This is a genomic window from Burkholderia sp. Se-20378 (assembly GCF_017104665.1).
Taxonomy (GTDB): Bacteria; Pseudomonadota; Gammaproteobacteria; order Burkholderiales; family Burkholderiaceae; genus Burkholderia; species Burkholderia lata.
In genome coordinates, this window is the sequence record NZ_JAAGPG010000025.1 from 1 (window position 1) to 13,788 (window position 13,788).

The following is a 13,788-nucleotide window of genomic DNA, read 5'->3' on the forward strand; positions in this document are numbered from 1 at the left end:
GCGCTCTGCCGATAGAGGGGTGAGCGCGCCGACCGCATGGCCTTCGCGGGCCGAACGCGGCCGCGATTCCGGTAGCGCGCGCCAGACGAGTGCGAGGTTGAGCGCATTGAGCACCGCGGCCGCGACGAACGGCGCGCGCACGTGCAGCGCGCCGAGCAGGCCACCGAGCAACGGGCCCGCGATGAAGCCGATGCCCATCATCGCGCCGAGCTGGCCGAAGCGTCGTGCGCGATCGGGCTCGGCGGTGACGTCGGTGACATAGGCAGTCGCGACCGCGACGTTCGCGCCGGTGATGCCCGCGATCAGCCGCCCCACGTAAAGCCACGCGAGTGTCGGCGCGAGCGCCATCAGCAGGTAGTCGAGCGCGGCGCCCGCGAGCGACACGAGCAGGACGGGCCGGCGGCCGAAGCGGTCGCTCAGCGCGCCCAGCAGCGGTGCGCACAGGAACTGCGCGAACGCGTACAGCGCGAGCAGGATCCCGTAATGGGTGTCGGTGCTGCCTGCGTCGGCGAGCGAGCGCAGCAGCCCGGGCAGGATCGGCATCACGATCCCGACGCCGATCGCGTCGAGCAGGACCGTGGCCAGGATGGCAATCAGGGACGGATTCAAGAGCGTGACTCTATCGGTGATAGAGTGGCGATTATTCCACAGCTTTCCCTATCGGTGATAGAGATGAAGGACACAGGGGCGCGGCTGACGCGCGACTCGGTATTGCGCGCGGCGCTCGAACTGCTCGACGAAGTTGGCATCGACGGGCTGTCGACGCGGAAGCTCGCCGAGCGGCTCGGCGTGCAGTCGCCGACGCTTTACTGGCATTTCCGGAACAAGGGCGAACTGCTCGATGCGATGGCCGAGGCGATCATGCTCGAGCGTCACGATGCGTCGCTGCCGCGGCCGGGCGAAGCGTGGGATGCGTGGCTTATCGACAACGCGCGCAGTTTCCGTCGTGCGCTGCTGGCCTATCGCGACGGCGCGCGCCTGCATGCCGGTACGCGGCCGCGTGCGCTGCATTTCAGCTCGATCGAACGCAAGGTCGCGCTGCTCGGCGACGCGGGTTTCGCGCCGGACGAGGCGGTCGACTTGATGTATGCGCTGGGTCGCTTCGTGGTCGGATGGGTGCTGGAGGAACAGGCGGAACCGGACGGCGACGCCGATGCACCGCTGCCGGACGCGACCGAGTATCCGCTGCTCGCGAAGGGTTGGGCCGCGCTGCGCACGCGCGGCGGCGACGAAGCGTTCGAGCGCGGCGTCACCTTGATCGTCGACGGCGCCCGCGCGCGCCTGGCAGCGCGCGAGCGCGGCTGACGCGGTCAGCCCGGCGTGCTGCCGTCGCGCACGTGTTCGAGCGCGTCGAGTGCGCGGGCCGTCGAGTCCGGTGCGATGCAGTCGACGACGATCCGCTCCGGCATCGCGCGCAACCAGGTGATCTGGCGCTTGCAGAGCTGGCGCGTCGCGAAGATGCCCTTGTCGCGCATCGTCCGGTAGTCGGTGTCGCCGTCGAGGAATTCCCACGCCTGCCGGTAGCCGACGCAGCGCATCGACGGCAGGTCGGGATGAAGGTCTTCGCGACGGCGCAGCCGCTCGACTTCGTCGATGAAACCCGCGTCGAGCATCGCGTCGAAGCGCTGCTCGATTCGTTTGTGCAGGACGGCGCGATCGGACGGTTCGAGCGCGACCGGTACGAAGCGGTAGGCGGCGGCCGCATCGTCCGTGCGCCGCGGTGCCGCGAGCAGCGTCGACATCGGCTGCCCGCTCAGCATGAACACTTCGAGCGCGCGCTGGATCCGCTGCGAATCGTTCGGCGCAAGCCGCGCGGCCGTGTCGGGATCGACTTGCGCGAGCCGCGCGTGCAGCGCAGGCCAGCCGTCGCGCTCGGCTTCGGCATCGAGTGTCGCGCGCACGTCCGGATCGGCGCCCGGCAGGTCGTTGAGCCCCTGCGTCAGCGCCTTGTAGTACAGCATCGTGCCGCCCGCGAGCAGCGGCGTGCGGCCACGCGCGGCGATCTCGCCGATCAGGCGCAGCGTGTCCGCGCGGAAACTCGCGGCCGAATACGCGTCGGCCGGATCGATGATGTCGATCAGGTGATGCGGCACGCTCGCGCGCTCGTCACGCGAAGGCTTCGCGGTGCCGATATCCATGTCGCGGTAGACGAGCGCCGAATCGACGCTGACGATCTCGATCGGGCGGCGCGCGGCGAGCGCCAGCGCCGCGGCCGTCTTGCCCGAAGCGGTGGGGCCGAGCAGGCAGGCGATCGTCGTCGGGCTGGTGTGCGGTGCCGCGCTCATTGGCCGCGCATGAAGAGGCGGTCGAGATCGCTCAGCGTGAGCTGATACCACGTCGGCCGGCCGTGATTGCACTGGTCCGCGCGTTCGGTCGCCTCCATCTGCCGCAGCAGCGCGTTCATCTCGTCGAGCGTCAGGCGCCGGTTCGCGCGCACCGCGTGGTGGCAGGCGAGCGTGCCGAGCAGTTCGTGCTGACGCTCGGTGAGCACGCGCGAGCCGCCGAACGCATGCAGGTCGGCGAGCACCGCGCGCGCGAGCGACTGCAGGTCAGCATCCTTCAGCAGCGCCGGGACCGCGCGGATCGCGAGCGTCGTCGGCGACAGCACCGCCAGGTCGAAGCCGAGCGATTCGAGCGTGTCGCGTTCTTCCTCGACCGTACCGATCTCGACCGGCGTGGCCGTCATCGAAATCGGCAGCAGCAGTGCCTGCACGGCGACCGAGCGGTCGGCAAGCGCGTTCTTGAACTGCTCGTACAGGATCCGCTCGTGCGCCGCGTGCATGTCGACGATCACCAGGCCGTGTGCGTTCTGCGCGAGCACGTAGATGCCGTGGATCTGGCCCAGCGCGAAGCCGAGCGGCTGCTCGTCGTGTGCGGTGGCAGCGATCGGCGAAGCCAGGAAGCCCGGCAGCGGCGCGGCCGGCGCGTCGGCCGAATCGCGGGCGATGGTCGTCGTGCCGTCAGGCGTGCCCGCGCCCGTGTCCTTGCGGCCGAACAGCGCGTCATAGAGCGCGAGCGGCTGCGCGACGGGCAGCGTGCCCTGGGTCATCCGCGCCTGGCGCATCCAGGTATTGCCCGACGAGGAGGCCGAGGACGGCGAGAAGCCGCTGCCACCGAGTGCGTTGCCCTGCTGGCTCTGGCCGAGCGATGTATCCAGGAACGACGACGGCCCGCGCGGCGCCGGTGAGAGTTGCGCGGCATGGCCGCCCGCCGTGGTTTCCGGCGACGCGCCCGCGTGGCGTGCAAGCGCACGCTGGACGGCATGGAACACGTACTGGTGGATCGAGCGCGAATCGCGGAAACGCACCTCGATCTTCGACGGGTGCACGTTCACGTCGACGGCTTCGGGCGGCAGGTCGAGGAACAGCACGTACGACGGGTAGCGGTCGCCGTGCAGCACGTCCTCATAGGCAGCGCGCACCGCGTGCGTCAGCAGCTTGTCGCGCACGAAGCGGCCGTTGACGAAGAAATATTGCTGGTCGGCGCGCCCGCGGCTCGCGGTCGGCAGGCCTGCGCAGCCGTAGACCGCAAGCGGGCCGGCCTGCTCGTCGAGCGGCAGGTGCGCGGTCGCGAAGCTGTCGCCGAGGATCTTCGCGACGCGCTGGGCCGGCTCGGTCGCATTCCAGTGCTCGACCGCCTTGCCGTTGTGCAGCACCGAGATCGCGACGTCCGGCCGCGCGAGCGCGGCGCGGCGGATCATTTCCAGGCAGTGGCCGAACTCGGTCTGCTCGCTCTTCAGGAACTTGCGGCGCGCGGGCGTGTTGAAGTACAGCTCGCGGACCTCGATCGTCGTGCCGGTCGCGCCGGCGGCGGGCGACAGCACGCCCGTCTGCGCGTCGATCTTCATCGCGTGCGCGGCATCGGCTGTCCGGCTCGTGATCGACATCTCGGCCACCGACGCGATCGACGCGAGCGCTTCGCCGCGGAACCCGAGCGTGGCGACTGCCTCGAGCTCCTCGAGCGAGCGAATCTTGCTGGTGGCGTGGCGCATCAGCGCGAGCGCCAGCTCGTCCGGCGGAATTCCGCAGCCGTCGTCGGTGATCGAGATGCGTTTGACGCCGCCTTCTTCCAGCACGATGCGCAGCGTGCTGGCGCCGGCGTCCATCGCGTTCTCGAGCAGCTCCTTGACGACCGACGCCGGGCGTTCGACGACCTCGCCGGCGGCGATCTGGCTGATCAGCTGGTCGGGCAGGGGCTGGATCGCGCGCAGCGGGCGCGGAGCAGGGGCGGGCGCGGCGCCCGCGGCCGTTTCGGTGATATCGGACATGGCCGAATTATAGCGAGGCGGCGAGTGCGTGCCGGGGCGACCGCCGGTTACGTTTTTTCACGGAGCCTTAAGGTAGTTTCGGTATCATGGGTTCGTTACACGCACCGCCTTGACCGGCGGGCGCTTCAGCCTTTTTCGGCCGTTCCGGCCCTATCGCCTTCGAGGAATCGCATTTGGATACGCTGCTTCATTTCGTCAACCTTGTCCTGCATATCGACGCTTTCCTTGGCGATTTCATCCGGCAGTACGGCGCGTGGGTCTATCTCGTGCTGTTCCTGATCGTGTTCTGCGAGACGGGGCTCGTCGTGTTCCCGTTCCTGCCCGGCGATTCGCTGCTGTTCATCGGCGGCGCGTTCGCGGCGACGGGCGAGATGAATGTCGGCCTGCTGATCGTGCTGCTGCTTGTCGCCGCGATTACCGGCAACACGGTGAACTACATGATCGGCCGCTGGGTCGGCCCGAAGGTGTTCAATACGCATATCCCGGTGCTCGAGCGCTTCCTCGATCGCACCGCGCTGCAGAAAACCCATTCGTTCTACGACAAGCACGGCGGCAAGACGATCGTGCTCGCGCGCTTCATTCCGGTTGTGCGCACGTTCGCGCCGTTCGTCGCGGGCGCGTCGTCGATGAGCGTCGCGCGCTTCCAGCTTTTCAACGTGATCGGTGCGCTGGTGTGGGTGCTGCTGCTCGTGCTGCTCGGCTATTTCTTCGGCAATATCCCGTTCATCCGCCAGTACCTGAACGTGATCGTGCTGGTCGGGATCGGGGCGGCGGTCGTGCCGGTCGCGCTTGGCGCGGTGTGGAAGCTGGTGCGCGGGCGGCAGTCGGATGGTGCGCAGAAGACGGGCGGGCGCTGAGCGGGCGCTTCGTTTTCTTTTCGGTGCAATAAAAAAGCGTGGCAGGTGCCACGCTTTTTTTCGTCCGGTGCCGCCGTTACGCGTTGCGATGCGAGATCGGGGTTTCGGGCGTCGGGTATTGCGCGTCGCGGAACGTCTCGATGATCACGCGGTTGGTGTCGCAGTACACCTGCCAGTAGTTTTCGGGGGCCGTGGACGGGCGCACGAACAGCAGCGGGCCTTCCGGCGTGAACTGCAGCACGCCGACGTCCGGCGCCGGGGTGGTCAGCACGTTCGGGATCTGCTGGACCGACGACTTCAGGCGGTTGATCGCGTCGACTGCATCGACGCCGTTCGCGATCTTCGCGGTCAGGTCGACGCGACGATACGACGTTGCGCTGTAGTTGGCGATGTTGTCCGAGAAGATCTTGTTGTTGCCGACGATCGTCACGATGTTGTCGGGCGTGATGATCGTCGTGCCGAACAGGCCGAGCTCCTTGACCGTGCCCGTGACGCCACCCGCATTGATCACGTCGCCGATCTTGAACGGGCGCAGCACCTGCATGAACACGCCTGCGGCGAAATGCGCGAGCAGGCCGCCCCAGGCGGTACCGATCGCGAGGCCAAGGCCGGCGAGCAGGGCGGCGAACGAGGTCGTCTGCACGCCGAAGATCTGCAGGATCGCGAGGATCAGCAGGACCGTCAGCAGCACGCTGACGACGGAGGTCAGGTAGTCGGTCAGCGTCGGGTCGACCTTGCCGCTGCGGCGGACGACCTTGCCGAGCAGGCGCGCGCCGATGCGGATCGCCCAGCGACCGATGAACCACAACACGATCGCGGCGAGGAGGTTGAGGCCGAAGTCGAGACCGCGGGTCATCAGGAATTGCTGGGCTGTGGCGAGATCGATCATGCGTTCTCCGAAGTCAAGAGTAGAAAGGGCGGCGCATGCACCGGGTGGGTGGCGCTTTTATAACCTGAGCCGGGAGGGGCGGCAACCTGTCTGACACTGCTTGACGTAATGGAAAACGGGCAGGACGCGGGTGCGTGCTGCCCGTTGGGGATGTATCGGGATCGCGGCCGTGTGCGGCGCGCGACCCGGATTTTGCCGTGATTACGACGCTGCGCGGCCGTAGGTGTCTTCGAAGCGGACGATATCGTCCTCGCTGAGGTACGCGCCGGACTGGACTTCGATCAGTTCGAGTGGAATCTTGCCGGGGTTCTTGAGTCGATGTGGGGTGCCAAGGGGAATATATGTGGATTGATTTTCGGTAAGGATGATTTCCGCATCCCCGTTTGTCACGAGCGCGGTGCCCTTTACAACGATCCAATGCTCCGCTCGGTGATGGTGCATCTGCAGGCTCAGTTGCGCTCCGGGCGCGACGATGATTCGCTTGACCTGGAAGCGATCGCCGGCATCAATGCTTTCGTAGGATCCCCAGGGGCGAGGGACGCGGCGATGCGTGACTGATTCGAGTCGTCCCGATACGTTGAGTTTTTCGACGACCTTCTTTACGTCCTGGACATGGTCGCGATGCGAGACGAGGACAGCATCTGCGGTTTCGACTATGACGACATCCTGGACACCGATCGCGGCGACCATTCGGTGTTCCGCCCGGAGGTATGAATTTGCAACCTTGTCCGTATAGATGTCGCCGGAGATGGTATTGCCTTGGTCGTCGTGCGCTGAGATATCGGCGAGAGCGCTCCATGAACCAACATCGCTCCAGCCGAGTTCGGCCGCGACTACCACGGCTGCACGCTCAGTCTTCTCCATGACTGCATAGTCAATGGAAATGTCCGGGCAAGTGGCAAACGCTTCGTTGTCGAGGCGCAGAAAATCGTAGTCCTGCTGTGCGCGCTCAAGCGCCAGTGTTGCCTGCCGACTGATATCGGGTGCGTGCCGTGCGATTTCGTCGAGATAGACCGACGCGTTTAGCAGAAACATACCGCTGTTCCAGTAGTAGCGACCGTCCCGGATGAATTCGACGGCGCGCTCGCGGTCGGGCTTTTCGACGAATGCGTCGACAGCGTGAGCGCCATTACCTGCCTCAAAGGCTTCACCGCGGCGGATATACCCATAGCCGGTATGTGGCTCGGTAGGCGGAATCCCGAATGTGACGAGGTGTCCCTGCTTTGCGATTGCGACCGCTGTGTCGACGGCAGCGACGAATGCTGGCAAATTCTGCACGACGTGGTCGGACGGCAGCACAAGAAGCAACGCGTCCGGATCATCGCGCAATGCGATATGTGCCGCAACAGCAATCGCCGGCGCAGTGTTGCGACCGAGCGGTTCCAGCACGATGGCTTGTGGCTTGATCCCGGTGTGCTGGAGTTGTTCCGCAACCATGAAGCGGTGTGCATGATTCGCGACAACGATGGGAGGCGCGACTCCCGGCATTTCACTCGCACGCAGGACGGTTTGCTGGATAAGGGTCTGTTCACCCGCAAGCTTCAGATACTGCTTCGGGTAGTTGCTACGGGACATCGGCCACAGTCGACTGCCGTTGCCGCCGCATAGGATGATCGGGTGGATACTCATGCGGGGAATGCCTGGGCCGGGCCTCAGTTGTCGGGGCGAGCCATTCTAGCAAAGCAGGTGCTACGAAGTGTCAATTCGGTTGCCTATAGCTGCCGCGTAAGCACGGCTAGACCGAGCGTCCTCGCGTCATGACTTGTCGATACTGCCATGAAAGGTGCCGCAAAATATTGCGAGTCCAGCGAAATGCCTTTACGTAAGGGCGTGAGCGGTCCTGTGCGACGGTTTTAAGCGGGCGCGCAGCAGCCTCCGACAGCTGGCTGACGACAGCTTCGGGGGTTGTGAAGAGTTGGAGTTCCCAGTCCCAGTAAAGCGGATAGTGCAGCAGGGCGCCCGCCACCAGCATATCGAGTGACAAAGTCCGCTCCCGCCAAGGCAGCGGCCAGAGATCGTCGTCGGTCAGGCCCCAGCCGGCGTAGAACGGCAGCCCGTAAGTACAGACTGTCTTGCCGCGCAGCAGCGCGTCGAATCCGGCGAGTGACGAAAGCGTATGAACTTCATCGACAGCCTCGATCAGCGAGATCATGTCTGACTCGGAGTCGACGACGTTTGCCAGTTGGGAGGCGTCGACAAGACCGTTCCGGTTCCCGGACAGTACATCCGGGTGGGGCTTGTACACAATGAATGCGTCGGGGCGGCGCTCGCGTACGCGGCGCAGCAGTGTGTCGATATTGTCGATCCCGCGTGCGCCGAGGCGAATTGATGCGTCATCGGCGACCTGGCCAACTACAAGCACGACTTTGTGATCGGCTGGAGCCAACCAGGCAGGCGCCCTGCGCCCGAGGTTGTATTTGGTGATGCCAGCTGCCACGATTCGACTTCGTAATGCCGCAGCGCGTGCTAGCTCTTCTGGAAGGAATTCCAGGGTGTTGAGCAGAGTCGACAGATCGCTCGGCGAACTGGCGTCGAAATAAAGCCCGCGTCGGTCGATGACCTGACTGCGTGGTGCAGACATGTCGGAACCCAGGCCAGAGGAATGGATGAAGCCGTCCTCCATCCGTACCCGTGGTGTAGTGGAGGGCAGCGTTGTCGCGTCGCGCGCGCCCCATAAAACTGCATGTTCGTTGGCGCCAAGCGTGATCGGTTGCGTACTCCAGCGCAGGCGACCGCCACCCGCAATCAAATAGGGCGTCGCAAAAGGGCGTTTCCACCACTGAAAGCAGATGCCGGTAATGCGTTGGAGATCGGCGAAACGGTGCGCAACCGCATGTTGTAGATCGACAGCATCGAGAATTGCGTCGAGCGTGCCTGCCGCATACGTCTCGAGGTCGAGGTAACGGGCCGAGCGGGAAAAGGTGGCTTCAAACAGCGCAGCGAGAGTGGGGCGCGCGTGACGACTAGGCAGTGGCTGCGCATCGTTCGTGAGTCCCCAGCCTGCGTAATAGGGGGCACCGAATACATGGACGGGCACGCCGGCGAGCAATGCAGCCATGCCTTCCGAGGCGGCAACTGTGTAGAGATGGGTGATATGTCTCAGGACATCGCGTAGTGAACTCGCTTCGGAGAGGAACCGCACGTTATGAGGCAACGGTGTCCGTTCCGACAGCCACGCACCCCTTCCAGGATCGTTACTACGCAAGATCCAGATCTGCGCGCCTGATTGAAATTCCGTGAGCTGCTGGAGCAGCGCGGAGAATTGACGACACCGTTCGCGTGCAGGGACGCCCACGTCGATCTCTGAGCGGATGCGCTCGTCCATGACGACAACATGCTTACTTCCGTCTCTGAGGCGCAGCGCATCCGGTAACGGATCGATCCGGCTGCGCAGATGCAGGGCGTCGGTCTCAAGTACGCGCGACATCAGGTTTGTGATCCGCTCCGATTCGCCGAGCCAAGGTTCTGAGCCGAGAGTTGCGTCGAGCGAGTCAATTAGTGCGTTCTGTAGCGCCGCTCCGGCGGGCGCTTCGAACCACGACAGCCACGCTGCGGAAGGGGATGGCCGTGCAGCGAGTGGCCCGGGCAGGACTACCGTGTCCGCCAGTGTCGTTGAGTGCTGGGGGAGGGAGGCGCGTCGATGTCGCCATGGTGTAGATGCTTTCATGGCGCGTAGCATGCACCATATCTGCGTCGCATAACGTGGCGATTCGAGGCGGGACATTCAGAAGCGCGTCAAGCGAGTGAGTCGAGGAACGTGTCGACTCGATCAAAATGTTCGGACCAAGTCGGTTCGCGAAAATGGGCAATACGGGCCATCTGAGCGGAGCGTTCGGGGCTGTCGGTCGGCACGTACGCGAGGATTCTGCTGATCCACCCGGTGCCGTCAAGCGGGTCGAGATAGTCGGGCATGTCGGCCGCGATCTCCCGGAAGATCGCAAGATTGCTGGCGATGACCGGTACGCGCAGCATCAGTGCCTCGACAAGCGGCAGGCCGTAGCCTTCGACGAACGACGGAAAGAGGAGCGCCCGCGCATGGTGGAGCAGTGCGTGCAGGCGCTCATCGGAGCAATTTGATTCTTCGTGTACCAGGCCGCGCAGCTCGGCGCAGCGCTCGAGCATATCGATGACGTTCTCGCATTCCCAGCCGCGTCGACCGACGATTACGAGTCGCGGTGCTGCTGCTCCGAATTGTTCCGCGAGCCGACGCCAGAGGTGCAGGACAAACCAATGGTTCTTGCGTGGCTCAATGGTGCCGAGCATGACGAAGTAAGGGACGTCGAGGGGAGGCGGCGCTGACGCGTAGTGCGAGACTGCAGGTGCGAGATGTGCAACGACGCTCGGTGGCAACGAAAGTCCGGCACTCCTGGCCTCTGTGGCAAGTTCGTTAAGCGTCTCCTGTGAATTTGCGATCAGACCGCTCGCGTGCCGTAAGGCAGTGCGAATGCGTAGGCGATGCGTCGCGTTGACGCCCGGACGACAGTATTCGGCGTGGGTGAGAGGAATGAGATCGTGGATCATGAAAACCGGGCGAGCATCAAGCGCTCGCATTGCCCGGTAGTATCGCGGGAATTCCATTCCATTGTGGCTAGTATGCAACAGTACAGCTCGTTCGAACCGATTTGTACGGAAGCGATTCAGCAGTGCGCGCGCAACAATAAAGCGTACGGCATTTCTGTCTCGCCCGGACGAAAGCAGTAGTTTGAAGATGCGCTGCGAATTTCGTTCGCTCAGAACAGTTGATAAACCGCGCTCGCTAAGAACCGCCCGTGCATAATTTCCGTATCGCTGGATATACGCAAGCCCGACCCTGTCTACCCCTGTGGGAAGGAGACCATCGTAATAGCGCGTAGTCAGGCGCGTGACGTCGAGGAGAATTTGTGTCACTCGATTGAAATAAGAATGTGCTTACGAGGGGGCTTCAGATAAATCGTTTGGCGCCCTTAGTTAACATTGTGCCAATGGGGCGCGACAAATTTTCGGGGCCAATCATTCTATGGCATGTCCTATTGAGCGGCAATTTATTGGCATCCATATTTTGGGGCGCATCACGTTACGTCACGTGCCGATCTCCTCGCCGTAGCGAATTTTCCACGTCGATGGTCAATCCTCTCATTGGGTGTTCCGGCGTTCTGACTCTTGCCTGGTCGCCCCGTGTGTCTGGTCATATGGGGCGAGGTTTGTAATCTTCAGATAAGTTGATTTGGTTTATAAGTTTTCCGATAAAGTATTGATTGTTAAAGATTTTTGTGCGTGCGCAACCGTTCTCTTGTGTTGGCCGCTTGTGTCTGTCCGCTAGTGACTTGATGTTTCTTCGTGTCGCCAGTCGCTCAGTGATGAAGCATAGTTTTTTCGCGGACTGTGCACAATTACAGGTATTGTCGTGCGACAATTCCGGCCGCTAGGGAAAATACAGATGGAAGGCGATGTCGCGTTTGTCATATGGGGTGTTGTGGGCAACGTATGTTGCCGGGGCAGTCATGTTGGCGGGCTGCGTGGGAGCTATTCCAACTTCTGGGCCGAGCAGGTCGCAGATCGATCAAGTAAAGTCAGAGCCTGATGCAGCGGGGATCCAGATTGTCGATTTGACAGATGGTGTCGCTCGCAAGCTGTTTGCCGAGCGGCGTTCTGCCGATTTCGCCACAGCCCTTGGCAACAATACGGTGTTCAGGCAGCAATTAGGCATTGGTGACGCTGTTGAAGTGTCGATCTGGGAGGCGCCGCCAGCTGCGTTGTTCTCCGCTGCGCCTATGGACGGAAGGGGTAGTAGTGCTCCATCCCAGGTGACGGCATTGCCTGAGCAGGTGATCGATGGGGATGGATACATCACCGTGCCGTTCATTGGCCCTGTCAAAGCGGCGGGCCGTACGCCTACGCAATTGCAGCGCGATATCGTTGGGCGCTTGAAGGGTGTAGCGCATGATCCGCAGGTGCTTGTGCGCCTTGCGAGCAATGCCACTTCATATGTGACAGTGGTCGGCGACGTTAGCACTAACAAGCGTGTGCCATTGAGTGCGCGCGGCGAGCGTGTGCTCGATGCGCTTGCGTCTGCAGGGGGGGTGCGGGAGTCAGTCGACAAGGTGACGGTTCAAGTGACGCGTGGCGATACCGTAGCGTCACTTCCCATGCAGACGCTCATTCGCGATCCAAAGCAAAACGTGCCGTTGCACGCGGGGGACGTCGTAACCGCAGTATTCCAGCCGTACAGCTTCACGGTACTTGGTGCGACTGGCAAGAATCAGGAAATCAACTTCGAAGCCCAGGGTATCACGCTTGCGCAGGCCCTCGCGCGGGCCGGTGGTCTACAAGATTCGCGCTCCGACGTGCGCGGGGTGTTCATCTTTCGTTTTGAGGGTGTGAACGCGCTTACTTGGCCTGTCAACCCCGTTCAGACGACGGCTGATGGCAAGGTGCCGGTAATCTATCGAGTTGATCTGCGGGACGCCAATTCGTTTTTCGTTGCCCAGAATTTCATGATGGACAACAAGGATCTACTCTACGTGTCGAATGCGCCGGTGACCGAGTGGCAGAAGGTCCTGAATCTGTTCTTCTCGGTTGCATATCCGGTTGTAACCGGCGTGCAGACGTTCAAGTAGGCAATGTGTGTATTGTTCGGCGAGCTGTGTGACGACATCGCTGCAACTGCGACATGCGCTTTCCCGTTCGAGCCCGGCACGCTAGTTGGGGGCGGGGTATTGATAGAGGTTATTGCGAATGTTACTTGTTACAGGGGGCGCCGGGTTCATCGGCGGAAACTTTGTCATTGATTGGCTTGCAGGGTCCGATGAGCCGATCGTCAATCTCGACAAGCTGACTTACGCCGGCAATCTAGATACCTTGCAGTCGCTCGAAACCGACTCTCGGCATCAGTTTGTGTGTGGCGACATCGGTGATCGAGAGCTTGTGGCGAAGTTGCTGGCTGAGCACCGACCGCGTGCTGTGATCAATTTTGCCGCCGAGTCTCATGTCGACCGTTCAATTCATGGTCCGGGCGATTTTATTCAGACGAATGTCGTTGGTACCTTCAATTTGCTCGAGTCCGTGCGAGGCTACTGGCAGGAACTTGGGCTGCGCGAGCGTGAGGTCTTTCGTTTCCTGCATGTTTCCACCGACGAAGTTTTCGGCACTCTCCAAACTGGTGATGCACCTTTTGCGGAAGATCACCCTTACGAACCGAATAGTCCGTATTCTGCTAGCAAGGCGGCGTCCGATCACATTGTGCGTGCATGGCATCACACGTACGGCTTGCCGGTGCTGACCACCAATTGCTCGAACAACTACGGACCGTATCATTTTCCGGAAAAGCTGATTCCGTTGGTGATCCTGAACGCGATCGCCGGCAAGCCACTCCCTATTTACGGCGATGGTCAACAGATTCGCGATTGGTTGTACGTAAAAGATCACTGTGCGGCGATTCGCACGGTGCTCGAGAACGGCCGGCTCGGCGAAACTTACAACGTGGGCGGCTGGAACGAGAAGCCAAATCTCGAAGTTGTGCACACGATCTGCGGTATCCTCGATGAGCTAAAGCCGCGTGCTGACGGGCAGCCATACGCGGCGCAGATCAGCTTTGTGCAGGATCGCCCGGGCCACGATCGACGTTATGCAATCGACGCTCGAAAGCTTGAACGCGAGCTCGGCTGGAAGCCAGCCGAAACCTTCGACTCCGGTATTCGCAAAACCGTCGAGTGGTATTTGTCGAATCGGTCGTGGGTGGAGAACGTTGCAAGCGGTCAGTATCGCGCGTGGGTTGAACACCAGTACGGGGCGTGACG

11 protein-coding genes are annotated in these 13,788 nt (G+C 62.5%); 4 read left to right on the forward strand and 7 right to left on the reverse strand.

What is annotated here, in order from left to right; all coding sequences use genetic code 11:
- Positions 1-609, reverse strand: a 609-nt coding sequence (locus tag G3N93_RS05780) for an MFS transporter (protein WP_206132488.1), incomplete at its 3' end; no start/stop codon positions are given.
- 63 nt (positions 610-672) lie between these two features.
- Here G3N93_RS05780 and tetR point away from each other — a divergent pair.
- On the forward strand, positions 673-1,305 hold the full coding sequence (gene tetR / locus G3N93_RS05785) for a tetracycline resistance transcriptional repressor TetR (RefSeq protein WP_174939289.1): 633 nt from the start codon (positions 673-675) through the stop codon (positions 1,303-1,305).
- Between the two features lie 5 nt (positions 1,306-1,310).
- Here the strand turns inward: tetR and miaA are convergent, their stop codons facing one another.
- Positions 1,311-2,285 carry a tRNA (adenosine(37)-N6)-dimethylallyltransferase MiaA gene (gene miaA / locus G3N93_RS05790; RefSeq protein ID WP_206132489.1) on the reverse strand — a complete coding sequence of 325 codons (975 nt, stop codon included), beginning with the start codon at positions 2,283-2,285 and terminating at the stop codon, positions 1,311-1,313.
- Positions 2,282-4,267: a DNA mismatch repair endonuclease MutL gene (gene mutL / locus G3N93_RS05795; RefSeq protein ID WP_206132490.1), complete on the reverse strand. Its 1,986-nt coding sequence runs from the start codon at positions 4,265-4,267 to the stop codon at positions 2,282-2,284. Before mutL ends, miaA begins: the two co-directional genes overlap by 4 nt.
- 173 nt (positions 4,268-4,440) lie before the next feature.
- Between mutL and G3N93_RS05800 the strand changes: the two genes are divergently transcribed.
- Positions 4,441-5,124 (forward strand): DedA family protein, encoded by a 684-nt coding sequence (locus G3N93_RS05800; RefSeq protein WP_174953948.1) that lies wholly within the window; start codon positions 4,441-4,443, stop codon positions 5,122-5,124.
- A 76-nt stretch (positions 5,125-5,200) separates the two neighbouring features.
- Here G3N93_RS05800 and G3N93_RS05805 read toward each other — a convergent pair whose 3' ends face one another.
- The 4 genes from G3N93_RS05805 to G3N93_RS05820 all read right to left on the reverse strand — a co-directional run bounded on the left by G3N93_RS05805 (position 5,201) and on the right by G3N93_RS05820 (position 10,900).
- Positions 5,201-6,013 (reverse strand): mechanosensitive ion channel family protein, encoded by an 813-nt coding sequence (locus tag G3N93_RS05805; protein WP_174984160.1) that lies wholly within the window; start codon positions 6,011-6,013, stop codon positions 5,201-5,203.
- Positions 6,014-6,214: 201 nt separating this feature from the next.
- Positions 6,215-7,642, reverse strand: a complete 1,428-nt coding sequence (locus G3N93_RS05810; protein WP_206132491.1) for a mannose-1-phosphate guanylyltransferase/mannose-6-phosphate isomerase — start codon at positions 7,640-7,642, stop codon at positions 6,215-6,217.
- A 106-nt stretch (positions 7,643-7,748) separates the two neighbouring features.
- Positions 7,749-9,692, reverse strand: a complete 1,944-nt coding sequence (locus G3N93_RS05815) for a capsular biosynthesis protein (RefSeq protein ID WP_374196417.1) — start codon at positions 9,690-9,692, stop codon at positions 7,749-7,751.
- A 56-nt stretch (positions 9,693-9,748) separates the two neighbouring features.
- Positions 9,749-10,900 (reverse strand): glycosyltransferase family 1 protein, encoded by a 1,152-nt coding sequence (locus G3N93_RS05820; RefSeq protein ID WP_206132492.1) that lies wholly within the window; start codon positions 10,898-10,900, stop codon positions 9,749-9,751.
- Between the two features lie 539 nt (positions 10,901-11,439).
- Here G3N93_RS05820 and G3N93_RS05825 point away from each other — a divergent pair.
- Both G3N93_RS05825 and rfbB read left to right on the forward strand, forming a co-directional pair.
- Positions 11,440-12,609: a polysaccharide biosynthesis/export family protein gene (locus tag G3N93_RS05825; RefSeq protein ID WP_206132493.1), complete on the forward strand. Its 1,170-nt coding sequence runs from the start codon at positions 11,440-11,442 to the stop codon at positions 12,607-12,609.
- 118 nt (positions 12,610-12,727) lie between these two features.
- Entirely contained in the window at positions 12,728-13,786 is a 1,059-nt protein-coding gene (gene rfbB, locus G3N93_RS05830; protein ID WP_206132494.1) for a dTDP-glucose 4,6-dehydratase, read from the forward strand.
- Positions 13,787-13,788: the final 2 nt, after the last annotated feature.

Bases quoted from the DNA above. Each gene is read 5' to 3' on its own strand.
- G3N93_RS05825 (WP_206132493.1), top strand. From the start codon at position 11,440: ATGTCGCGTTTGTCATATGGGGTGTTGTGGGCAACGTATGTTGCCGGG.
- rfbB (WP_206132494.1), top strand. From the start codon at position 12,728: ATGTTACTTGTTACAGGGGGCGCCGGGTTCATCGGCGGAAACTTTGTC.
- G3N93_RS05805 (WP_174984160.1), bottom strand. From the start codon at position 6,013: ATGATCGATCTCGCCACAGCCCAGCAATTCCTGATGACCCGCGGTCTC.
- tetR (WP_174939289.1), top strand. From the start codon at position 673: ATGAAGGACACAGGGGCGCGGCTGACGCGCGACTCGGTATTGCGCGCG.
- mutL (WP_206132490.1), bottom strand. From the start codon at position 4,267: ATGTCCGATATCACCGAAACGGCCGCGGGCGCCGCGCCCGCCCCTGCT.
- G3N93_RS05815 (WP_374196417.1), bottom strand. From the start codon at position 9,692: ATGCTACGCGCCATGAAAGCATCTACACCATGGCGACATCGACGCGCC.
- G3N93_RS05810 (WP_206132491.1), bottom strand. From the start codon at position 7,642: ATGAGTATCCACCCGATCATCCTATGCGGCGGCAACGGCAGTCGACTG.
- miaA (WP_206132489.1), bottom strand. From the start codon at position 2,285: ATGAGCGCGGCACCGCACACCAGCCCGACGACGATCGCCTGCCTGCTC.